Consider the following 21,986-nt stretch of genomic DNA (forward strand, 5'->3'; position numbering starts at 1 on the left):
CCCCGCACCCGGCCGAGTCTCAGTTGAACAGGTTGTACAGCTCGTTGGGGGCCTCGACGACCTGGTCGGCCGGCGGGCGCTGGGCGGCGCTCGCCGCGCCGTAGTCGGCGTACGTGATCTTGATGTCCTGCGCCTTGTTCTGGCCGGACGCCGGGATCTGGATGACCAGCTCGCTGAGTCGGCCCTGCGGGTCCAGCTTCGCCGTGAACGGCAGCGACCGGGCCTGCTGGCCGAGCGCCTTGATCAGCTCGGCGTTCAGCGAGCCGGCCTCGGCGGCCTTCGTCACGTCGATCGTGCCCGCGTAGGCACCCTCGCCGGTCTGCCGGACCTCGGTGACCCCCTGGGTGAGCACCTCGCTGCCGGCCGGGTCGACCTTGTCGAAGTCGAAGGCCAGGTTGCGGTTGCCCTTGATCCGGGACTGGTCGAGGTGCTGGTACTTGCCGAGGTTGAGGCTCTGCACGCCGGGCAGCTTGGCCGCCTGGCCGCCGAGGTCGAGCTTGACCCAGCTGTCCGGCTTGAGGTGCACCAGGTCCAGCCTCATCTGCACGTCCGAGGAGGCGTCGCCGATGGTCAGCTTCATCTCGGCGCTCTGGCTCGGCTCGTGCACCTGCCCCTGGGCGGTGCTGCCGACGCCGGCCATGGTGAACCGGAAGTTGCCGTTGCGGATCTCGTTGGTCGAGTTCAGCAGGGCCTGCTTGGCGTCGCCCGTACCGGGCGAGGCGCTGCCCGGGGCGGCGCTGCCGGGAGCCGCGCTCCCGGAGACCGTCGGGGACGCGGAGGCCCCCGCCTCGCCGGTCCCGGTGCTGTTGCAGCCGGCCAGAGCAGGAGTGAGCAGCGTCGCGGCGAAGACCGCCGCGCTGAAGCGACGAATGGTCACGTGAACCTCTCCAAGTGGGTCGTCCGGCCCACACAGGCGCCGGAGGCGGCGCGCCGCAGCCCGAGCGCTGGCTCCGACGCACGAGTCCCGCCCGGCTGGCTGCGCCTGCGGGGTCGCACCCCTTCTGTTCCCGGTCGCCGCCTTCGGCAATCCATGTCCGGTCCGTCGCCCCCGCCGGCCCACCCGGGCGGCCCGGTGCCGGGGCAGCCCGCCCTAGCGGACGGCGTCGGCGAGCCGGCGCAGTTCGTTCTCCCGGGCGTCGCCGACCACGATCACCGTACGGCCCGGTTCGAGCAGCACGAGGGCCTGCTCGTTGCCCCGGGCGGTGTACCGCTGCCAGCTACGTCCGCCCAGCTCGGTGGGGCCCTGGGGCTGTCCCTCGGCGGTCAGCTCGGCGGGCAGCAGCCGCTCGGGCGGCACGTCGCTCTGCACGAGCTGGGCACCCCGCCCCTCCGGGGTCAGGTAGCCGATCCGCAGGTTGGAGCCGCCCTCGACGCTGCGGTAGCTGGCGCTGACCGTCTTCCAGTCGTCGCCGAGCCCGGTGGGCTGGCTCACCGGGAAGGCGCTGGCCGCGCGGGCCTGCTCCAGGGCCGGGGCCGGGTCGACGGTGCTCGGCTGGTCGCCACCGAGGAAGCCCCGGTAGAAGGCGAGCAGCAGGGCGATGGGGACCAGCAGCACCAGCAGCGAGATCGCCATGTCCTTCGGCGACCGCTCGGACCTGGCCTTCTCCTTGCCCGCCGGCCGGCCCCCGGGCCGGCCCGGGGACACCGCCGGCCGGCCCGGGGGCGGCACGGGGTGCTCGTCCGGACCGGCCTGGCTCGCGGACGCCGACTCGACCAGGGCCGGCTGCCCGACGGCGGCGGGCGGAGCCGGGTCCCCGGCTACGGCGGGCGGGGCCGGGTCCGACGGAGCGGGCGTCGGCGGGGTCGGCTCGGCGGGGGTGCGCTCGGCGGGCTGGGCGGGATCCACCTCCCCATTCTTCCAGCCCCCGGCGACCGGGAAGCGGCCCACCACCGCCGGCAGCCGGCGCGTCCCCCCGGCCGGCTGCCGGCGGTGGGCGGCAGGGGGAAAGGGTGATCCGTCCCACCACCCGGTTGGCGGGAAGCTGGCCACCAGCGCCCCGACCCGGCGATAGGTTGACGATCGTGTGAGGATCAGCGACAAAGCCGGCGGCGGTGACGACCGTGTGCCGCCGGTCCACCCCGCAACGTCGCGAGGAGGAAAGCCGTCATGACGAGCACCAGGACGCGGACCCCCCAGGATCTGGACCGCAACCTCGCCCTCGACTTGGTCCGGGTCACCGAGGCGGCGGCGATGGCCGCCGGCCGGTGGGTCGGCCGGGGCGACAAGGAGGGCGGCGACGGGGCAGCCGTCGACGCCATGCGCAAGCTGATCAACTCGATCCCGATGCGGGGCGTCGTGGTGATCGGCGAGGGCGAGAAGGACAATGCCCCGATGCTCTTCAACGGCGAGGAGGTCGGCGACGGCACCGGCCCCGAGGTGGACGTCGCGGTGGACCCGATCGACGGGACCACGCTGATGAGCAAGGGCATGCCGAACGCGCTCGCCGTGCTCGCGGTGGCCGAGCGGGGGGCGATGTTCGACCCGAGCGCCGTCTTCTACATGGAGAAGCTGGCCGTCGGCCCGGCCTACGCCGACGTGGTCGACATCAACGCCGGGGTGGCCGACAACCTGCGCCGGATCGCCAAGGTCAAGGGCACCGACGTCTCCGAGGTCACCGTCTGCGTGCTGGACCGCCCGCGCCACGACGACCTGGTCGCCCAGGTCCGCCGCGTCGGGGCCGGCATCCGGTTCATCTCCGACGGCGACATCGCCGGCGCCATCGCCGCCGCCCGCGGCGAGTCGGACGTCGACGTGCTGATGGGCATCGGCGGCACCCCGGAGGGGATCACCGCCGCCTGCGCCCTCAAGTGCATGGGCGGGGTGATGCAGGCCAAGCTCTGGCCGCGCGACTCCGCGGAGCGGGAGAAGGCGCTCGCCGCCGGGCACGACCTGGACCGGGTGCTCACCACCGACGACCTGGTCACCGGCGACAACTGCTTCTTCGTCGCGACCGGGGTCACCTCCGGCGACCTGCTGCGCGGCGTGCGCTACCGGGCCGGCGGGGCGTACACGCAGTCGATCGTCATGCGCTCCAAGAGCGGCACGATCCGGGTGATCGACTCGTACCACCGGTTGGAGAAGCTGGCGCTGTACTCGGCGGTCGACTTCGACGGTCGTCCGCTGGCCGAGCAGGAGTGACGGGCACCACCACGACCGCGCCGCCGACCTTGACGGCCACCCGCCGGATCGCCGGCGTCGGGCTGGCCGTCGCCTCCGGGTTCGCCGTCGCCGTGCAGTCCCGGATCAACGGCGAACTGGGCGTACGCCTGGCCGACGGGATCGCCGCGGCGGTGGTCTCGTTCGGCCTCGGCCTGCTGGTGCTGTTGGTGCTGGTCCCCGCCACCCCGGCTGGGCGGCGGGGCCTGTCCGCGCTGCGGGCGGCGCTGGCGGACGGCTCGCTGCGGCCGTGGCAGTGCCTCGGCGGCGTCTGCGGCGCGTTCCTGGTAGCCAGCCAGGGGCTGACCATCGGCACGCTCGGCGTGGCCGTGTTCACCGTGGCGGTGGTCGCCGGGCAGTCCGGCAGCAGCCTGCTGGTCGACCGGGCCGGGATCGGTCCGGCCGGCCGCCAGGCGGTCACCCCGAACCGCCTGGTCGGCGCGGTGCTGACCGTGCTGGCCGTGCTGCTGGCGGTCGGCCACCGGCTGGGTGACCCCGGCACGCTAGGCCTGGCCGTGCTGCCGCTGCTGGCCGGGATCGGCCTCGCCTGGCAGCAGGCGGTGAACGGGCGGGTCCGGGCGGCCTCCGGCAGCGCGCTGGCCGCCACGCTGGTCAACTTCGCCGTCGGCACCGTCGCGCTGCTCGCCACGTTCGCGGTCGAGGTGGCCGTCCGGGGGCGCCCCGCCGGGGGCCTGCCGAGCGAGCCGTGGCTCTACCTCGGCGGGCCGATCGGCATCGTCTTCATCGCGATCGCGGCGGCCATCGTACGGTTCACCGGGGTGCTGCTGCTCGGCCTGGCCACCATCGCCGGCCAGGTCGTCGGTGCCGTCCTGCTCGACCTGGTGCTGCCGACCGCGGCCTCACACCCGGGCGTGACCACGCTGCTGGGTGCCGCGCTCACCCTGGTCGCGGTGGTGCTCGCCGGCCGCACCCCGGCGCGCCACCGGTAGGAAGGGCCCGGCTCAGCGCCGACGGTCACCGACCGGCGTCCGGCCGACGGGCGGGGTGGCGCCGCGCAGGGCGGCGACGGTATCGGCGAGCGCGCGGTCCAGCGGGGTCGGCGCGAGGCCGAGCGTGGCGGTGGCCGCGGTCGAGTCGAGCAGGTACGGACGGTCGAACTGGTAGGCGGTCTCCCGCAGCTCCCGGGCGAACGGGTTGACCAGCCCGCCCAGCCACAGCGCCGGGTACGGCAGCCGGGTGAGCCTCGGGGCGGGGGCGCCCGCCAGGGCGGCGGTCCGGGTGGCCAGCTCGCGGGCGGAGACCGCGGGCGGGCTGGGCACGTGCCAGGCCCGGCCCCAGGCGCGCTCGTCGGCGGCGGTCGCCACCAGGGTACGGGCGACGTCGTCGACGTACGTCCAGGTGTGCGGGGCGTCGAAGTCGACGGGCAGCAGCACCCGACGGCCGGCGAGCACCCCGGGCAGCAGCATCATCGGCAGCGAGGTGGCTCCGACGCCCAGGTAGTCGGAGCCGCGCACCTCGGTCACCCGGGCCCGGCCCGCCTGGTGGGCGGCCAGCGCCTCGGCCCACATCCGGTTGCGGACCCGCCCCTTCGTTCCGGGGGCCGCCAGCGGGGTCGCCTCGGTCATCGGGCCGTCGACCGGCCCGTACCCGTAGAGGTTGCCGACCGTGGCGAGCACGGCGCCGGTGCGCTCGGCGGCGGCGAGCAGCGCGGCGGCCAGCGGCGGCCAGTCGATCGGCCAGCGGTGGTACGCCGGGTTGGCGCAGTTGTAGAGGGCGACCGCGCCCTCCGCGAGGCCGGCGAGCCGATCCGGGTCGGCGGCATCGGCGGCGACCCGCTCGACGGCCGGGTGGTCCAGGCCGGTCCCGCGCCGGGTGACGACCCGGACCCGCTCGCCGGTGGCCGCGAGAAGACGGGCGGTGGCGGTACCGACAGGTCCGGCGCCGACGATCACGTGCAGCGACATCACAAGTCACCTTTCGAAGCATGAGTACGGCCCGAGAGCACTGCTCTCGTTGTGGCTCGACCAGCATGCCGCCCCGCCCGGCCGTTCGTCAAGAGCAGTGCTCTCTGTTTTGATGACCGCTCTCGACTGTGGCAGAGTGGGGACCATGCCCGCCTCCTCGATCCGCGCCCGGGTCCGCGCCGAGATGCTCGACGAGATCAAGGCCGTCGCCCGCCGGCACCTCGCCAGCGACGGGGCGAACCTCAGCCTCCGGGCGGTGGCCCGGGACATGGGAATGGTCTCCTCGGCGATCTACCGCTACTTCCCGAGCCGGGACGACCTGCTCACCGCCCTGATCATCGAGGCGTACGACGCGCTGGGCGCGGCGGTGGAGGCGGCCGACGCGGGCGCGGACCGGCTCGACCTACGGGGACGCTGGCACGCGGCGTGCCGGGCGACCCGCGACTGGGCCCTGACCCACCCCGCCGAGTACGCGCTGATCTACGGCAGCCCGGTCCCCGGGTACGCCGCCCCGGACGACACGGTGGGGCCGGCTCAGCGCCCGCCGGCCACCCTGGTCGGCATCCTGCGCGACGGCGTGGCCGCCGGGCGGCTCGCCATCCCCGACCCCGGGGAACTACCCGAACCGCTCCGGGCGGACCTCGCGGAGATCGCCGACGCCCTCGCCCCGGGGCTGCCGGAGGCGCTGCTCGCCCGGGCCATGGCCGGCTGGACCCAGCTCTTCGGGCTGATCAGCTTCGAGCTGTTCGGCCGGATCAACCGCACGCTTCCGCACCGCGACGCGTACTTCGACCACCAGACCGCGCTGATGGCCGACCTCATCGGCCTACCCCGCTGACCCACCCGCCCCGCCGCCCCGCCCCTCCCGCGATCTTGCACTTCGGGCCCCCGGTTCGCCCCTTGCGCGCCTTTTCGCCGGGGCCGCCACTGCAAGATCGGCGCGCGGGTGGGGTTAGGCGGCGTCGGAGGAGTGGCCGGGGAAGAGGTGGGCCGACGGGTCGATCGCCACGGCGGCGTTGTTGACCGCGGTGGCCGCCTCGCCGAAGCCCGTGGCGATCAGCCGGACCTTGCCCGGGTACTCGGTGATGTCGCCGGCCGCGAACACCCGGGCCAGGTTGGTCGCCATCGCGCTGTCCACCACGATGTGCCGGCGGTCCAGCCGCAGCCCCCACTCGGCGATCGGGCCGAGGTCGGCCGTGAAGCCGAGCGCGGCCACCACCGTGTCGACCGGCAGCGTCTCCACCCCGCCGCCCCGCACGGTGATCTCGGCGCCGGTCACCGTGCTGTCCCCGTGCAGGCGGGTGACCTCGGCGTTGACGATGACCCGGACGCACAGCTCCCGCACCCGGGTGACGGTGGCGGCGTGGGCGCGGAACTTCTCCCGCCGGTGCACCAGCGTCACCGAGCGGGCCAGCGGCTGCAACGCCAGCGCCCAGTCGAACGCCGAGTCACCGCCGCCGACGATCAGCACGTCCCGGTCGGCCAGCGCGGCCGGCTCCGGCACGAAGTAGACGATCCCGGCGCCGGTGAAGCTGTCGGCCACCGGCAACGGACGCGGGCTGAAGCTGCCCAGGCCGCCGGTGACGACCACCGCGCCGCAGGAGAGCTGCTGGCCGCCGGCGAGGCCGAGCAGGGGCCGCCCGTCGGCGTGGGACAGCTTTTCGACCCGGGTGCCGAGCAGGTACCGCGGGTGGAACGGGGCGGCCTGGGCGACCAGGTTGGCCACCAGGTCCCGGCCCTTGACCGCCGGGAAGCCGGCCACGTCGAGGATCAGCTTCTCCGGGTACATCGCGGTGATCTGCCCCCCGGCCTCGGGCAGCGCGTCGACCACCGCCACGGAGAGCCCCCGGAACCCCGCGTAGTACGCGGCGAAGAGCCCCGTCGGACCGGCACCGATCACTGCGACATCGACCTCGGGCATGACGTACCGTCGCTTTCCGCTCACGGATCACGCGTGCTGATGCCGACGGTAGGCCCGGCGCAGCACCGGGGCAAGCATGTCCCACTCCGGTGTGCCGGCCCGGGAGGGAGGCCCTCGTCAGGGCAGGGCGAGCGGGGAGTCCAGGTCGTACGGATCGGCCTCGGCCCGGCGGCGCCGGAACAGGATCGCGGCGACCACCCCGCCGACCAGTCCGAAGAGGTGGCCCTGCCAGGAGATCCGCTCGTCGGTGGGGAGGATGCCCAGCAGCTGCCAGCCGTAGAGCAGACCGACCAGCAGCACCACGCCGAAGTTCCACCAGCTCCGCTCGACCACGCCCCGGGTTAGCAGGACGCCCAGGTAGCCGAAGATGACCCCGCTGGCCCCGACCACCACCGAGTTCGGCGAGCCGGTGAACCACACGCCCAGCCCGCTGACCAGCACGATGACCAGGGTGGACCAGAGGAAGCGCCGGAAGCCGGCGGCGAGCACGAACGTGCCGAGCAGGATCAGCGGCACGCTGTTGCTGTAGAGGTGGTTGAAGTCGGCGTGCAGGAACGGCGAGAAGAGCACCCCGTCCAGCCCGTCGATGCGGCGCGGGATGATGCCGCCGGCCAGGTCGAGGTCGATGCCGAGGCCGGCGTCGAGGGCCTCGACGAGGAAGAGGGCCGGCACGACGGCGCACATGGCGACGAAGGCCCGGCCGATGGAGGCGTAGAAGGCCTCGGTGCCGAAGCGTCGCGGGTCGCCGCCCGGAGAGTCGCCGTGCAGGGTCACCCCCCAAGAGCTATCAGCAAACCCCGCCGGCCGCCACCCGTGGGCGCGCCGAATCCCGGTACGACGACGGCGGCGGCGGGGGGGTACGGACGTCCGCACCCCCCGCCGCCGCGCCGCCTCGTCGGTCAGTACCAGCCGTTGCTCTGCGAGTGGCTCCACGCGCCGCAGGGGCTGTTGTACCGGCCCTCGATATAGCCGAGGCCCCACTTGATCTGGGTGGCCGGGTTGGTCTCCCAGTCGCTGGCCACCGAGCCCATCTTGCTGCCCGGCAGCGACTGCGGGATGCCGTACGCCCCGGAGGAAGGGTTGCGGGCCTTGTGGTTCCAGCCGCTCTCCTTGGTCCAGAGCTTGTCCAGGCACGGGAACTGGTCGATGCCGAAGCCGGCGTCGAGCATCAGCGCGCAGCCGATCTTCCGGTTGCCGCCGTACTCGCTGCACGAGGCCGGGATCGGCCCGTCGTACGGCTTGCTCGCCTTGGCCGCCGCCGCCTTCTCGGCGGCCTTCTTCGCCGCCGCCTCGCGCTCCTTCTTGCGGGACGCGGCGGCGGCCTCGGCCTCGCGGGCCCGCTCGGCGGCCTCCTTCGCCGCCTCGGCGGCGCGCAGCTTGGCCTGGTACTCGGCGGCCCGCTGCTTGGCGGAGCTGACCCGGTGCTCGGCCTGCCGGTCGCGCTGGTAGTCGTACTCGGCCTGGTCGATCTGGAGGCCGACCTGCGCGGTCAGGCCCTGTTGCTGGGTTTCCCGGTCTTCGCCGAGATAGAAGCCGCCGGCAACGCCCACGGAGAGCAGTGCGACGGCGGCGGTACGGGCGCCGAACCGGCTCCACAGCCGAGTCACGAAGTGGTCCCTTCGTCGGGGGCAAGGACACGGCACGACCCCGACCCGCGGAGGGGTCGGCCCGCGCTGTGAGCGCCCCGACCCTGCCGGTCGCAGCCGACGCACCCGGTGCCGCCCGCCCCGCCGTCGGATGACGGCGGACGATCTTTCCGGGACGTGGACGCTCGTTGGACACCATCGCGCACAGTGAGACCAATGGGAAACCACCCGCCCCAATTGTGACTTGGGCCACACGGATAATTAGGGCTAACGATCACTCTAACGGACAAACATCGCGATCAGAGCGGAACGCCCTCCAGTAGATCCGTCACCATCGCGGCGATCGGCGACCGCTCGGAGCGGGTCAGCGTGACGTGCGCGAACAGCGGGTGGCCCTTGAGCGTCTCGATCACGGCGGTCACCCCGTCGTGCCGGCCCACCCGCAGGTTGTCCCGCTGGGCGACGTCGTGGGTGAGCACCACCCGCGACCCCTGGCCGATCCGGGACAGCACGGTGAGCAGCACGCCCCGCTCCAGCGACTGGGCCTCGTCCACGATGACGAAGGCGTCGTGCAGGCTGCGGCCCCGGATGTGGGTGAGCGGGAGGACCTCCAGGATGCCCCGGGTCATGACCTCCTCCAGCACGTTCTCGTGCACCACCGCGCCGAGGGTGTCGAAGACCGCCTGTGCCCAGGGCGACATCTTCTCGGTCTCGGAGCCGGGCAGGTAGCCCAACTCCTGGCCGCCGACGGCGTAAAGCGGGCGGAAGACGACCACCTTCTTGTGCCGGCGCCGCTCCATCACCGCCTCCAGGCCGGCGCACAGCGCCAGCGCCGACTTGCCGGTGCCGGCCCGGCCGCCCAGCGAGACGATCCCGATCGACTCGTCCAGCAGCAGGTCGAGGGCGACCCGCTGCTCGGCCGAGCGGCCGTGCACCCCGAACGCCTCCCGGTCGCCCCGGACCAGCCGCACCGTCTTGTCGGGCAGCACCCGGCCCAGCGCGGAGCCGCGCCCGGAGTGCAGCACCAGCCCGGTGTGGCAGGGCAGTCCGGCCGCGCCGTCCACGTCGAGGGTCTCGCCGGCGTAGAGCGCGCCGATCTCGTCCTCGCCCAGCTCCAGCTCGGACATCCCCGTCCAGGTCGGGTCGCTGGCCTGGCCGTGCCGGTACTCGTCGGCGCGCAGCCCGACCGAGGCCGCCTTCACCCGCAGCGGCATGTCCTTGCTGACCAGGGTCACGTCCCGCCCCTCGGCGGCCAGGTTGAGCGCCACCGAGAGGATCCGGGCGTCGTTGGACTCGTTGCGGAAGCCGGGCGGCAACACGCCGTCGTCGGTGTGGTTCAACTCCACCCGCAGGGTGCCGCCGGCGTCGTTGGCCGGCACCGGCCGGTCCAGCCGACCGTGGCGCACGCGCAGCTCGTCGAGCAGGCGCAACGACTGCCGGGCGAACCAGCCCAGCTCCGGATGGTGCCGCTTGCCCTCCAACTCTGAGATGACCACGAGGGGTAGCACCACCTCGTGCTCGGCGAACCGGTGGAACGCCGCCGGGTCCGAGAGCAGGACCGAGGTGTCCAGGACGAACGCCTGGCCGGCTGGTCGGGGCTCCTCGGGCTCGACCGGAGCAGCCGCGCGGCGGCTCCGGGTGGCACGGCGGGTCGTGGCAGTCGCGGCCGGGTTCTGGTCGGCACCGGCGGGGGTACGGCGAGTCGTCACAGGCCTGCTCCGACGGATGGGCACCCGGCCACCCGCGTTCCGCCTCGTCCGGTGCCCGGGGACACGGGGTCGGATGCGGGCCCCGTGCGCGAGGTCGCAGATCCGGGCTGGCCGGCTGGCCCGGGAGAACCCCGTGCCATGACTAGACGCTAGCCCCGCCGGGACGTCCCGGCTAGAGGTTGTCGACTGGATCTCCGGCGACGGGCCGGTGAACAGTCGCGGCGGAACCGGCCGGGATGCATGCCCCCTGCGCGCATCCCGGCCGGTGGGACCACGGTCACCGGTCTGACGTGGTCCCGACGGTGCGCGTCCGCCGCGGACGGCGCACCGTGCTCGTGCCGCTCCGGCGGCAGCCGGCGGTCACCCCTCCCTCGGGCCGGCGGAAGCCGACGGCCGGCCGGAGCCGCCGACGGAAGCCGACAGCCGGCCGGAGCCGCTGGCGCGGGCCGGCGGGCGGCCGGGCCGGGTCAGCCCTGCCACCGGACCAGGGCGCCGGTGGGGTGCCGACCGCTCGCGGTGGCCGGCACGGCGACTGGCGCGGCGACCGGTGCCGCGACCGCCACGGTGCCCCTGCGGGACGGGGCGGCGAAGGAGGAGCCGGTGTAGGTGGTGCCCTGCCGGGCGGCCCGGCCGTCCCGGTCGCGGGCCGGCGGCGGGCCGGCCAGGGCGGAGGCGATGGCCGCCTGGGCCTCCCGGCGGCGCCGGTTCCAGGCGCCCCGGTCGCCGTCGAAGTACCCCTGTCGGTAGCCGAAGCGGTAACCGATCCGGTAACTGAGCTGACCGTGCAGCCGGCCGGCCGCGTAGCTGGTCGAGCCGAGCACGAGGACGAGGAAGACCGCGAGGAAGGGACTCATCCGGCGGCTCCCCGGCGACCCGGGACACCGGCGGAGGCCCGGACGGCGCGGCGGGGCGGGGCGGCGTTCACCGTTCCTCCGGCTCGACGGAGGTGGGGTCGGTGACCAGCAGCCGGTCCAGGTCGTCGGTGCTGACCTCCTCGGTCAGCTCGACGCTGATCCGGCAGCCGTCCAGGACCACCTCGGCGACCGAGGAGCGGCGGATCTCGCCGCCGGCGTCGTAGACCCGGACGCTCAGCTCCGGGCAGCCGAGATGGGTCCGCCAGGCGTTCCACTCCGCCCGGTCCCCCACGTTGAGCGACAGGAAACGGCAGCCCCGGGCGAGGTACAGGCGCCACGGCGCGCTCAGCCCGGCGGCCACCCCCTCCGCGATCAGGCCGAAGGCCTGGGCACGGGTGGCGAGTTCGGTCACCACACCCCCCTCGTACCGGGTGAGGGACGCATGCGAGCACCAATCGTCTCAGGCACGTGACACACGGTAAATTGTCCCATGAACGTGACAGTATCAGCTTTTCGTCCGATCGCGCCGGCACTGACGGACACCTACTCTGCCCAGGTGAGACCCCTCAGAAGCAATGCCGGACACGGCCGACTGCGGCCCCGTACGCGTGTCTCGTTCACGTGACACAAGCGTGCCCGGAGACCCCGCCGGACGCGAGTGGTCGTACCGTCACGGAGTGACCGAGAGCGCTCACGCCCGGAAGATCGCCTTTGCCGCCTTCGTCCGCCGGGCCCTCGACGACGCCCGGGCCATGCGCGCCTGGAGTGGCACCGAGGTCTCCCGGCGCACCGGCGTCTCCCGCCAGACCATCAACCGCTGGGTCCGGGGGGACTGGGCCAGCGACCCGGAGGCCGAGCGGGTGGTCGCCTTCTGCGAGGGTCTCGGCCTCAACCCGACGGCCGCCTTCGGGGTGCTGGGCTGGGACCGGGCGGCCACCCCCCGCTCCGCGCCCGGCCCGCCCCCGATGGACCCGGACGTGGAGGCGCTGCTGCGCCGGCTGGTCGACCCCACCGTGTCGGACACGGAGAAGTTCCACATCCGGGAAACCATTCGTTACCTCGCTTACCGCCCAACTCTCCCCGCCGATGTCCGAAAAAGAGGTAATCGGGCGGGCTAGTTTCCTCAGATGGCGAAAGAACCGCAGGTCGGACCCAATCGTTTTCCTCCGGGAGCGGAACGGGAGCGCTAGCGTCCCTATTCGTACTGCTTGGGCTCGTCGTCGGCGGGGGGACGGGACAAGGCCGAACTCAGCCCTGCGGGACAGAAGGAGGGGTCTGTCCATGACCCTGAAGTGGTTGGCAGTCGTGGTCGCGGTGGTGTCCCTGACATCCGCCGTGACCGGCAACCTGGTGATCGGCGTGGTCGGCGGCGGGCAGCTTCCCGTGGTCGCCAACGTCCTCGCGCTCACCACCGCCGGTACGGCGGTCGTCCTGGCCGTCGTCGCCGAGCTGCACGACCGGCTCAACGACCGGATCAGCGCGCTCACCGAGTTCCTGGTGGCGCGGCTCAACGAGATCGAGGCGCGTACCGGCGACCGGAACACCGGTTTCGTGGAGGGCTACCTGCTCAGCCACGGTCAGGACGCCGAGGTGGTGCCGTTCGGACGCCGGGGTCGGGGAGCCGCCGAACGCTGAACTGACCGGTCCGGGAGTCTCGTCTCGGCCACGAATACGCCGGCCACCCCGGGGTACGCTGTCGCGCGTGCCGCCGTTGAATCTGGGCAACCAGCAGCCGCAGACCCCGTTGGACGCCGACCGGGCCTGGCGGGCGACCGCTGGCCGGGTGGGCGACATCGTCCTCTTCTTCGACTTCGACGGCACACTCGCGCCCGTCGACGACGACCCGACGGCGGTGCAGCCGGCCCCGAAGGTGCTGGCTGCGATCGAGGCCCTCGCGCCGCTGGTCCGCCGGATCGCGATCGTCTCCGCCCGGCCGGTCGAGTTCCTCCGCGACCACCTCGGCGGGCTGGACGGCGTCGACCTCTACGGCCTCTACGGGCTGGAGCACAGCCACTCGGGCGGCGAGACGGTCACCGAGCCGGCCGCGCTGCCCTGGGTGCCGACCATGCGGGAGCTGGCCGACCTCGCCCGCGCCGAACTGCCGGCCGAGGCGCTGGTCGAGTTCAAACGGCTCTCCGTGGCGCTGCACTGGCGCACCGCCCCACAGCTCGGCGCGGCCGTGCAGGAGTGGGGCCAGGCGCAGGCCGAGCGGCTCGGGCTGCGCGTGCAGGCCGGCCGGATGGTGTTGGAGATCAAGCCGCCGGTCGACCGGGACAAGGGCATGGTCATCGGCGAGGTGGTCCGGGACGCCGGCGGCGCCTGGTACTTCGGCGACGACGTCTCCGACATCAAGGCGTTCGCGGCGCTGCGCGCCCGCGCGGCGGCGGACCCGGAGTTCCTCGGGGTCTGCGTTGCGGTGGCGAACCCGGAGACCGGCCACGAGGTCGCCGAGGCCGCCGACCTGACGATCGAGTCCCCCGCCGCCCTCGGCGACTTCCTCACCGAGGCCCTCCCCCGGCTGCGCTAACCCCACCCCCGCCGATCTTGCACTGTCCGCCCGGACAAAGCGGACAACTGGGACGAAACCAGGGCCCTGAGTGCAAGATCGCCGGGAAGGGAGGGGCGGGGGCTCAGGCGCCGAAACGGCGCTGGCGGGTGGCGTACGAGCGCAGCGCGCGGAGGAAGTCGACCCGGCGGAAGTCGGGCCAGTTCAGCTCGCAGAAGTAGAACTCCGAGTGGGCCGACTGCCACAGCATGAAGCCCGACAGCCGCTGCTCGCCGCTGGTCCGGATGATCAGGTCCGGATCCGGAAGGCCCCGGGTGTAGAGGTGCTCGGAGATGTGGTCGACGTCCAGCGCCTCGGCCAGTTCCTCGATGGTCCCGCCGGCCGCGGCATGCTCCAGCAGCAGCGAGCGGACGGCGTCGGCGATCTCGCGCCGGCCACCGTACCCGACGGCGATGTTGACCTGGGCGCCGCCGGTGCGCTGCCGGGTCCGTTCCTCGGCCGCCTTGAGCGCCGCCGCGTGGTGCGCCGGCAGGACGTCGAGCGCCCCCACCATCCGCAGCCGCCAGGGATTGCCCTCCTCGGCCAGCTCGGTGCTCAGGTCCTCGATGATCTGGAGCAGCGGGTCCAGTTCCTCCGCCGGGCGGGAGAGATTGTCGGTGGAGAGCAGCCAGAGCGTCACGTGTCCCACCCCGGCGGCGTCGCACCAGCGCAGCAGCTCCTTGATCCGCTCCGCGCCCATCCGGTGCCCGTCGTTGGGGTCGACGAAGCCCATCTCCCGGGCCCAGCGGCGGTTGCCGTCGCACATCACGCCCACGTGCCGGGGCACCGGCCTGCCCGCGAGCTTGGCCGTCAGCCGCCGCTCGTACACGGAGTAGAGGAGGTTCCGCAGAGTCATCACCTTGCAGAGTAGCGACCCGCCACCCGGATCAGTCCCGCGGTGGCCGATCCCGGGCCGAGAGACCGATGCCGATCATCGCGAGGGTGCGCGCGTCCAACCGGCCGTCGCCGAGGCCCAGCTCAACGACCGTGCCGAAGACCCGGTCGTCGCGCCGCGCCGCGCGCACCGCCCCGTCGACCACCCACCGCCGCCGGGCCAGCCAGGCCGCCGTGGAGCTGTGCCGCAGGTGGGTGCCGAGGCGGCGGCGCAGCGCTTCGGCGTACCGCCGGGCGGCCCCCGCCGGGTCGCCGGCCGCCGCCGCCCCGGCCAGCGCGCCGGAGAGCAGCGCGTAGAAGATCCCCTCCCCGGTGAACGGATTGATCAGCGACAGCGCGTCCCCGGCGAGCACCAGCCGGCCCCGGCCGGGCGACGGGCGGTGGGTGGACAGCGGCAGGTGGTGGGCGCGCAGTGCGGTCACCTCGGCCGGGTCGGTGCCGGGCAGCAGCGCGGCCAGCCGGTCCAGCAGGTGGGCGCGGGTCAGCGGCTCGCCCCGCAGCACCTCCCCGTACCCGACGTTCGCCCGCCCGTCCCCGATCGGGAACGACCAGGCGTACGCCGGCCAGCGCGGCGCCGAGGTGACGATGAGCTGCTCGGGCGGGCCCGGCCGGGCCGGGGCGTACCCCCGGATGGCCAGCGCCAGGTGGCGGTCCGGGTTCGGCGGGTGGCCGAGCACCCGGCGGACCACCGATCCGGCGCCGTCCGCGCCGACCACCGCCCGCGCGGCGACGTCGCCGTCGAGCACCACCCGCCCGCCGCGCGCCTCGACCCGGCGCACGGCGTGCCGGCGCAGCTCCGCGCCGGCCGCCACCGCCGCCGCCACCAGCCGGGCGTCGAAGACCTCCCGGGGCACCGTGTACGCCGGCCGGGGCAGCGGCCGGGCCACCGCGCCGCCGCCGGGCCCGACCAGCCGCAGCCGGGGCAGCGGGGCGTACCCGTCGACGGCACCGGTGACGCCCAGCCCGGCGAGGACGTCCAGCGCGTGCGCGGCGATGCCGTCGCCGCACGCCTTGTCCCGGGGGAAGTCGGCCCGGTCCAGCAGCAGCACCCGGGCCCCGGCCCGGCGGGCCGCCAGCGCGGCGGCTGCCCCGGCGGGGCCCGCCCCGACCACCGCCACGTCGTACTCGTCGGTCATGCCGCCTCCCCTGTTGCGTGCGCTCAGCCCGGCGCGCCCGCCCCCTCGACCCGGCCGGCGCGCCACAACCCGTACAACGCCAGGGCGGCGGCGGCGAGCAACGGCCCGCCGTCGCGGATCAGGCCGTCGACGCCGAGCAGCCACCAGCACAGCGGCAGGTCGACGGCGAGCACGCCGAGCGTGATCGCCACCAGCAGCGACCGGGCCCAACGCCGGCCGCGCATGAGGAAGGCGGTGCAGAGCAGCACCAGGTAGCTGACCCCGACGCCGGCGGCGAACCAGAACAGCACCGCCGGCACGGCGGCCAGCCGGCCGTCCAGGATCGCCCCGGTGGCGACCAGGGCCGGGACCAGCATCAGCGGGCTGTACGTGAACGCGGCGACGCGGCTGGTGAGCAGCCAGCCGGTGACCGGTGGGCGCTTCGGGGCGACCTCCCGCCAGGAGATCGTCCCGCCGGAGACGACCAGGCCCTTGCGGTGCCGGACCAGGTGGCCGGCGACGGCGTCCGAGCGGTACAGCAGCCAGACCACGGCCCCGCAGAGCGCGGCGAGCAGGGCGAAGCCGAGCAGCCCGGGCAGCGGCGGCACGCCCTGCCGGGGCACCACCAGCCGGCCCACGGCGAAGACCGTGGTGACGGCGAGAATCAGCCCGAACGGCCTGGCCACGGTGCGGCCCCGGTGGACGTGCCCGATCAGCACCAGGAAGCCGAGCGAGCGGAGCATCGCCCAGCCGGTGCGTACCGCGAGCCCGAACTCCTGCTCCGGGGCGTACCACCAGTTGAGCAGCTCGACCACGACGGTGGCCGCCGCCGTCACGGCGAGCAGGGTGGTCAGCGCCCGGACGGCGGACGGCCGCCGGACCTGGGTCTCGGCGGCCGTCCTCATGGAATCCGATGATGCCCCGTGCGGGGGCGGATCGCACCTACCGCGTCGGCTGCTCCGCGTCGAGCCGGGCGCGCAGCGCGTCCAGCTCGGCCCAGAGCACGCCGGGCAGCTTGTCCCCGAACTTCTCGAACCACTCGGTGACCAGCGGCAGCTCCTCGCGCCACTCGTCCGGGTCGACCTTCAGCGCGATCCGGACGTCCTCCGGGGTCATGTCGAGACCCTCGACGTCCAGCGCGTCCTGCGCCGGGACCATGCCGATCGGGGTCTCCACCGCGTCGGCCCGGCCCTCCAGCCGCTCGACGACCCACTTGAGCACCCGCGAGTTCTCGCCGAAGCCCGGCCAGAGGAAGTTGCCCTCGGCGTCCTTGCGGAACCAGTTGACGTAGTAGACCTTCGGCAGCTTGGACTCGTCGCCGTCGGCGCCCTTGCCCATCTCGATCCAGTGCCGGAAGTAGTCGCCGGCGTGGTAGCCGATGAACGGCAGCATGGCCATCGGGTCGCGGCGCACCACGCCCACCGCGCCGGACGCGGCGGCGGTGGTCTCCGAGGACAGCGTCGCGCCCAGGTAGACGCCGTGCACCCAGTCCCGGGCCTCGGTGACCAGCGGGACGGTGTCCCGGCGGCGACCGCCGAACAGGATCGCGTCGATCGGCACCCCGTTCGGGTCGTAGTAGTCGTCGGCCAGGATCGGGCACTGCGTGATCGGGGTGCAGAACCGGCTGTTCGCGTGCGAGGAGAGGTTCTCGCTCTGCGGCGTCCAGTCGTTGCCCTTCCAGTCGATCAGGTGCGCCGGCGGCTCGCCCATCCCCTCCCACCAGATGTCGCCGTCGTCGGTGAGGGCGACGTTGGTGAAGACGGAGTTGCCCCGGTCCAGCGTCCGCATCGCGTTGGCGTTGGTCTTCCAGTCGGTGCCCGGGGCGACGCCGAACAGGCCGTACTCGGGGTTGATCGCGTAGAGCCGGCCGTCCTGGCCGAAGCGCATCCAGGCGATGTCGTCGCCGATGGTCTCGACCTTCCAGCCCGGGATGGTCGGCTCCAGCATGGCCAGGTTGGTCTTGCCGCAGGCGGACGGGAACGCCCCGGCGACGTGGTAGACCCGCCCCTCCGGCGAGGTGATCTTCAGGATCAGCATGTGCTCGGCGAGCCAGCCCTCGTCGCGCCCCATGACGCTGGCGATGCGCAGCGAGTAGCACTTCTTGCCGAGCAGCGAGTTGCCGCCGTAACCGGAGCCGAAAGACCAGATCTCCCGGGTCTCCGGGAAGTGGGAGATGTACTTCGTCTCGTTGCACGGCCAGGCGACGTCCTGCTGGCCGGGTGCGAGCGGGGCGCCGATGGAGTGCAGCGCGTGCACGAAGCCCGCGTCGTCGCCCATCGCCTCCAGGATCTTCGCGCCCATCCGGGTCATGATGCGCATCGAGGCCACCACGTACGGGCTGTCGGTGATCTCGACACCGAACATGGGGCTCTCGGCCTCGACCGGGCCCATGCAGAACGGGATGACGTACATGGTCCGCCCGCGCATGGAGCCGCGGTACAGCTCGGTCATCGTCCGCTTCATCTCGGCCGGCGCCATCCAGTTGTTGGTGGGGCCGGCGTCCGCCTCGTCCACCGAGCAGATGAAGGTGCGCTCCTCGACCCGGGCGACGTCCGACGGGTCGGTGCGGGCGTAGAACGAGTTGGGCTTCTTCTCGGGGTTGAGCCGGATCAGGGTGCCGTTGTCGACGAGCTCGTCGGTGAGGCGGCGCCACTCCTCGTCGGACCCGTCCACCCACACGACCCGGTCCGGGGTGGTCAGTTCCGCTACTTCTCGGACCCAGGCGAGCAGTTCGGGGTGGGACGTCGGGGCCTGATCGATACCCCGAACGGTAGCCGGAGCAACCATGACACATCTCCTTGTGGTCGACGCTGACCGATCTATGGGATGCACGAGTTGGGACGGCGCGAGGCGTCGCCTTCGTGGAAACCTGGGATTGGCCTCAGCGTAATCCGGGCGACGTCGCGAGTCAGTGGGACTGGTTGTGAAGAACTGCACAAGGTACGGCCACGCTGCGGCATCGCGTTCTGATACCCGCTTTCACGCGCAGTTTCACGCAAATCTTCAGTGAACCTTCGCCGAGATCTCCGGGGTACGGGCGGTCGGGGGTCGACCGCGGCGGGTGGTGCGGGTGGACGGTGTGGTGCCGCCGGTGAACTGACGCCGGAACTGCGCGACGGGGGCAGCGGCATCCATTCGGCTACACCATCCACAATTGGCGCACCGCGGGTTACGGTGTACTCACCGACGACCGACGACCCCACGGACGACGCCAGGCCGGCCCCCACCCGCGCAGCGCGCCGAGCGGCCGGTCGTCCGTTGGTGCCCGCCCACGGGGGCCGGAACCGGTACGCTCGGCGGTGTGGCCGCGACGATGACCGGGGACCAACCAGGCCCCCCGCCGACCCGCCCGGGTCTGGCACGCGCCCTGATCGACCGCTTCGGTCATCTGGTCCGCGAGCTCAGCAAGTTCGCCACCGTGGGCAGCGTGGCCTTCATCGTCGACTTCGCTCTCTTCAACTACCTGGCCAACGCCCGGGGCGTGGAGCAGGTCACCGCGAAGACGATCTCCACGGTGATCGCCGCGACCGTCGCCTTCGTCGGCAACCGGTTCTGGACGTGGCGGCACCGCCAGCGCTCCAACCCGGCCCGCGAGTACGCGCTGTTCTTCCTCTTCAACGGGGTGGGCCTGGGCATCGCGGTGGCCTGCCTGGCGATCAGCCGGTACGGCCTCGGCGCCCTCTGGCCCGGCGTGTTCCAGACCGCCCTCGCCGACAACATCGCCAGCTTCGTCGTCGGCACCGGCCTCGGCACGCTGTTCCGGTTCTGGTCGTACCGACGGTTCGTCTTCGTGGAAGCGGGAACCCAGACCGTCACGGAAGCGGCCCACGACCGGGACCCCCGGGCGTGACCTGCCGCCCACCTCGTCCGGCCGGGCCGAGCCGGCCCGTCCCCTCGCCTAAGGTGTTGCGCATGCGTCTTGTCCGTCTGCTGCCTGAGCGCTGGCAGAAGTTCATCCACGAGGCGCTCAAATTCGGCATCGTCGGCGGAATCAACACCGTCATCAACTACGCGGTGTTCAACGCGCTGGCACTGACCGTTTTCCGGGACGGCCAACTCAAGGCGACGGTCATCGCCACGGTGGTGGCGACGATCACGTCATATCTGATGAATCGCCACTGGACGTACCGGGATCGCCCGAAATCGGCGCTACGTCGCGAGTACGTCCTGTTCTTCCTGTTCAACGCGACCGGCCTGCTCATCGAACTCGGCGTCCTGGCGGCGGCCAAGTACGGCCTCGGCATGACCAGCCTGCTCGCCCTCAACGGGGCGAAGACCGGCGGCGTTCTGCTGGCCACGCTCTTCCGCTTCTGGTCGTACCGGACGTTCGTCTTCCAGCCCGCCCCGGCGGAGCCGGCGGCGGACACCTGGCACACCATTCCCCGGGACGAATGGGACACGATGGCCGAGATGGACCCGGTCGCCGAGCTGGCCGAGTCGGTCAGCGAACTGGAGGAGACCGAGCCCCGACCCGGCGCGCGCCGGGCGGCGCCCCGCCGCGACGGCATCGCCCCGGCGCAGGGCCGGCCCGCACCGGCCGACGCCGCCCTCACGCTCGACGGTGAGCTGGCGGCGGAACTCGCCGACGAACTGCACGCCGGCACCCGCCGACGGCGGCGGTGAGCCGAGACATGACCGCCGTCACCACGCCGGAGGCCGACCCCGACCAGCCCGGCCCCGCGACGCCGGAGTTCGGCTCCGATCGTCCCGGCCCCGCCATGCCGCAGCCCGGTCCCGAGCGGACCGTCCCGGAGCAGGTCACTCCGGGCCAGGCCGGACCGACCGTTCCGGAGCAGGCCGGACGCGCCGGCGCCGGACCGACCCTCCCGGGCCAGACCACCGCCGGACCGGCTCGCCCGCAACAAGCCGGACAGGCCGTCTCCGGGACGACCGGAACCGTCGGACCCTCCGGACCGGAGGAAGCCGATCCCGGCGCGGACGGTTTCTCCCAGGTCGGTGGTACCGGCGACATCCACGCACCGGCAACCCACCAGGAGAGCCCGGCGGCGCCGCCGCCGGGCGGCGCGGTCCCGCCGTCCCCGGTGGTGCCTCCGGTGCGCTCGGGCACGGGCGCGCCGGCCGAGCTGTTCTTCGAGGACCTGACCCCCGGGCGCACCTTCGGCCTGGGTGTGGTGCGGGTGGACGGCGACGAGATGGTCGCCTTCGCCCGCCGGTTCGACCCGCAGTGGTACCACGTCGACCCCGAGCAGGCCGCCGCGAGCCACCACGGCGGGCTGATCGCCAGCGGCTTCTACACCGTCAGCCTCTTCATGCGGGCGTACGTCGATCATGTGCTGGCCCGGGCCGCAGCCGACGCCTCCCCCGGCCTGGAGGAACTGCGCTGGCTGGCCCCGGTGCGGGCCGGCGACCGCCTGGCGGTGCGCCTGGACGTGGTGGGCAGCCGCCCCTCCACCGCCCGACCCGGTCTCGGCACGGTCAGCCTCACCGGCACGATGTTCCGCCTCGGGCCGGACGACCGCCCGGACCGCGAGGTGCTCCGCACCCGCTTCCGCGGCTGGTTCACCCTCCGCCCCACCCACCCCTGACCCACCCACCCCACCCCGGGGCCGGTGGAGGGGGGCCGGTGGGGGGAGGGCAGGGTGGGGTTAGTCGCTGCCACTCCGCTTCGCGAAGCGGCCCTAATCGGGAGGAAGTAGGTCTACTTCCGAGTTAGGCGGAGGGGTCGCGGAGGGGTTTGCCCTCGCGCATGTCGGCGAGGATCTCACGCATCTCGCCGTCGCCGAGGGAGTGCCGGTCGTGGTGCGCCTCGACCAGCTCGTACAGCTTGGTCTGCACCCGGTCCACCCCGGGGACGTCGGTCAGCATCGACTGGCCGCGTTCGCCGGCCGACTCGATGGTGAGCGTGCCGCAGCCGAGCAGCCGCTCGACGAAGCGCTGGCTCATCGCGTGATCGTTGATCCGGGTGAGCGGGATGTCCCGCCGGTCCCGGGAGAGCACCCCCTGCTGGAGCAGCACCCGCTCGTTGGTGAACAGGTAGTGCGTGCTGCGCCAGACCAGGAACGGCCAGAGCGCCAACCAGAGCACGAGCAGCAGGGCTAGCCCCGCGACCACGTACAGGGCGATGGTCGAGGCCTCGCCGTCCGGGAGCAGGAGCCAGGCCGCCAGCACGGCGGCGACGGCGAGCGCCAACACCAGCACCGGCCGCACCACCGCCTTCCAGTGCGGGTGCAGGTGCAGCACGACGTGCTCGTCCTCGGTGAGCACGTCTTCGGGGAACGCCACGGGAACCTCCTCGCAGAACGGACGCGCTGACCGTAGC

General features: G+C 73.3%; 23 protein-coding genes. 9 read left to right on the top strand and 14 right to left on the bottom strand.

The window, feature by feature from the left end; genetic code table 11:
- Window positions 1-19 precede the first annotated feature (19 nt).
- Window positions 20-877: a hypothetical protein gene (locus OOK41_RS29285; RefSeq protein ID WP_266267437.1), complete on the bottom strand. Its 858-nt coding sequence runs from the start codon at window positions 875-877 to the stop codon at window positions 20-22.
- 213 nt (window positions 878-1,090) lie between these two features.
- Window positions 1,091-1,846 (bottom strand): DUF4245 domain-containing protein, encoded by a 756-nt coding sequence (locus OOK41_RS29290; RefSeq protein ID WP_266267438.1) that lies wholly within the window; start codon window positions 1,844-1,846, stop codon window positions 1,091-1,093.
- Between the two features lie 261 nt (window positions 1,847-2,107).
- Between OOK41_RS29290 and glpX the strand changes: the two genes are divergently transcribed.
- On the top strand, window positions 2,108-3,139 hold the full coding sequence (gene glpX / locus OOK41_RS29295) for a class II fructose-bisphosphatase (RefSeq protein ID WP_117671206.1): 1,032 nt from the start codon (window positions 2,108-2,110) through the stop codon (window positions 3,137-3,139).
- The gene (locus OOK41_RS29300) at window positions 3,136-4,107 is read left to right on the top strand and encodes a DMT family transporter (protein ID WP_266267439.1); all 972 of its coding nucleotides are present in this window, start codon (window positions 3,136-3,138) and stop codon (window positions 4,105-4,107) included. Before glpX ends, OOK41_RS29300 begins: the two co-directional genes overlap by 4 nt.
- A gap of 12 nt (window positions 4,108-4,119) precedes the next feature.
- Here OOK41_RS29300 and OOK41_RS29305 read toward each other — a convergent pair whose 3' ends face one another.
- Complete coding sequence (locus tag OOK41_RS29305; protein WP_266267440.1) at window positions 4,120-5,082, bottom strand: NAD-dependent epimerase/dehydratase family protein; 963 nt, start codon at window positions 5,080-5,082, stop codon at window positions 4,120-4,122.
- A gap of 145 nt (window positions 5,083-5,227) precedes the next feature.
- On the opposite strand from OOK41_RS29305, the gene OOK41_RS29310 reads away from it, so the two are divergent.
- Entirely contained in the window at window positions 5,228-5,920 is a 693-nt protein-coding gene (locus OOK41_RS29310; RefSeq protein WP_117671192.1) for a TetR/AcrR family transcriptional regulator, read from the top strand.
- 114 nt (window positions 5,921-6,034) lie between these two features.
- On the opposite strand, the gene OOK41_RS29315 is transcribed toward OOK41_RS29310, so the two are convergent.
- The 6 genes from OOK41_RS29315 to OOK41_RS29340 all read right to left on the bottom strand — a co-directional run bounded on the left by OOK41_RS29315 (window position 6,035) and on the right by OOK41_RS29340 (window position 11,564).
- On the bottom strand, window positions 6,035-7,003 hold the full coding sequence (locus OOK41_RS29315) for an NAD(P)/FAD-dependent oxidoreductase (RefSeq protein ID WP_117671190.1): 969 nt from the start codon (window positions 7,001-7,003) through the stop codon (window positions 6,035-6,037).
- A gap of 117 nt (window positions 7,004-7,120) precedes the next feature.
- The gene (locus OOK41_RS29320; protein ID WP_266268035.1) at window positions 7,121-7,771 is read right to left on the bottom strand and encodes a rhomboid family intramembrane serine protease; all 651 of its coding nucleotides are present in this window, start codon (window positions 7,769-7,771) and stop codon (window positions 7,121-7,123) included.
- 131 nt (window positions 7,772-7,902) lie between these two features.
- Window positions 7,903-8,610, bottom strand: coding sequence for a lytic transglycosylase domain-containing protein (locus OOK41_RS29325; protein WP_117671186.1), 708 nt, complete (start codon window positions 8,608-8,610; stop codon window positions 7,903-7,905).
- A gap of 278 nt (window positions 8,611-8,888) precedes the next feature.
- The gene (locus OOK41_RS29330) at window positions 8,889-10,298 is read right to left on the bottom strand and encodes a PhoH family protein (RefSeq protein WP_266267441.1); all 1,410 of its coding nucleotides are present in this window, start codon (window positions 10,296-10,298) and stop codon (window positions 8,889-8,891) included.
- 467 nt (window positions 10,299-10,765) lie between these two features.
- A complete protein-coding gene (locus OOK41_RS29335) occupies window positions 10,766-11,152 on the bottom strand; it encodes a hypothetical protein (RefSeq protein ID WP_266267442.1) in 387 nt (128 codons plus the stop codon).
- Window positions 11,153-11,219: 67 nt separating this feature from the next.
- On the bottom strand, window positions 11,220-11,564 hold the full coding sequence (locus tag OOK41_RS29340) for a hypothetical protein (RefSeq protein ID WP_117671204.1): 345 nt from the start codon (window positions 11,562-11,564) through the stop codon (window positions 11,220-11,222).
- Between the two features lie 265 nt (window positions 11,565-11,829).
- Here OOK41_RS29340 and OOK41_RS29345 point away from each other — a divergent pair, with 265 nt between their 5' ends.
- The 3 genes from OOK41_RS29345 to otsB all read left to right on the top strand — a co-directional run bounded on the left by OOK41_RS29345 (window position 11,830) and on the right by otsB (window position 13,679).
- Window positions 11,830-12,270, top strand: coding sequence for an XRE family transcriptional regulator (locus OOK41_RS29345; RefSeq protein ID WP_117671180.1), 441 nt, complete (start codon window positions 11,830-11,832; stop codon window positions 12,268-12,270).
- A gap of 163 nt (window positions 12,271-12,433) precedes the next feature.
- The gene (locus tag OOK41_RS29350; protein ID WP_117671178.1) at window positions 12,434-12,787 is read left to right on the top strand and encodes a hypothetical protein; all 354 of its coding nucleotides are present in this window, start codon (window positions 12,434-12,436) and stop codon (window positions 12,785-12,787) included.
- Window positions 12,788-12,854: 67 nt separating this feature from the next.
- Complete coding sequence (gene otsB, locus OOK41_RS29355) at window positions 12,855-13,679, top strand: trehalose-phosphatase (protein WP_266267443.1); 825 nt, start codon at window positions 12,855-12,857, stop codon at window positions 13,677-13,679.
- Between the two features lie 103 nt (window positions 13,680-13,782).
- On the opposite strand, the gene OOK41_RS29360 is transcribed toward otsB, so the two are convergent.
- Genes OOK41_RS29360 through OOK41_RS29375 form a run of 4 tightly spaced genes read right to left on the bottom strand, consistent with a single transcriptional unit; the run spans window position 13,783 to window position 18,493 of the window.
- Window positions 13,783-14,553, bottom strand: coding sequence for an isoprenyl transferase (locus tag OOK41_RS29360; RefSeq protein ID WP_117671174.1), 771 nt, complete (start codon window positions 14,551-14,553; stop codon window positions 13,783-13,785).
- A gap of 31 nt (window positions 14,554-14,584) precedes the next feature.
- Window positions 14,585-15,727, bottom strand: coding sequence for a geranylgeranyl reductase family protein (locus tag OOK41_RS29365; protein ID WP_117671172.1), 1,143 nt, complete (start codon window positions 15,725-15,727; stop codon window positions 14,585-14,587).
- 23 nt (window positions 15,728-15,750) lie between these two features.
- Window positions 15,751-16,611, bottom strand: a complete 861-nt coding sequence (locus tag OOK41_RS29370) for a hypothetical protein (protein ID WP_117671170.1) — start codon at window positions 16,609-16,611, stop codon at window positions 15,751-15,753.
- Between the two features lie 37 nt (window positions 16,612-16,648).
- Complete coding sequence (locus OOK41_RS29375) at window positions 16,649-18,493, bottom strand: phosphoenolpyruvate carboxykinase (GTP) (protein WP_266267444.1); 1,845 nt, start codon at window positions 18,491-18,493, stop codon at window positions 16,649-16,651.
- Between the two features lie 526 nt (window positions 18,494-19,019).
- Between OOK41_RS29375 and OOK41_RS29380 the strand changes: the two genes are divergently transcribed.
- From OOK41_RS29380 to OOK41_RS29390, 3 genes are all read left to right on the top strand, one after another.
- Window positions 19,020-19,556, top strand: coding sequence for a GtrA family protein (locus tag OOK41_RS29380; RefSeq protein ID WP_117671202.1), 537 nt, complete (start codon window positions 19,020-19,022; stop codon window positions 19,554-19,556).
- Between the two features lie 62 nt (window positions 19,557-19,618).
- Window positions 19,619-20,329 (top strand): GtrA family protein, encoded by a 711-nt coding sequence (locus OOK41_RS29385; RefSeq protein WP_266267445.1) that lies wholly within the window; start codon window positions 19,619-19,621, stop codon window positions 20,327-20,329.
- An 8-nt stretch (window positions 20,330-20,337) separates the two neighbouring features.
- A complete protein-coding gene (locus tag OOK41_RS29390; protein WP_266267446.1) occupies window positions 20,338-21,252 on the top strand; it encodes a MaoC/PaaZ C-terminal domain-containing protein in 915 nt (304 codons plus the stop codon).
- A gap of 124 nt (window positions 21,253-21,376) precedes the next feature.
- Here OOK41_RS29390 and OOK41_RS29395 read toward each other — a convergent pair whose 3' ends face one another.
- Window positions 21,377-21,949, bottom strand: a complete 573-nt coding sequence (locus tag OOK41_RS29395; protein ID WP_117671162.1) for a PH domain-containing protein — start codon at window positions 21,947-21,949, stop codon at window positions 21,377-21,379.
- Window positions 21,950-21,986: the final 37 nt, after the last annotated feature.

It is taken from the genome of Micromonospora sp. NBC_01655, assembly GCF_026339755.1.
Taxonomy (GTDB): Bacteria; Actinomycetota; Actinomycetes; order Mycobacteriales; family Micromonosporaceae; genus Micromonospora.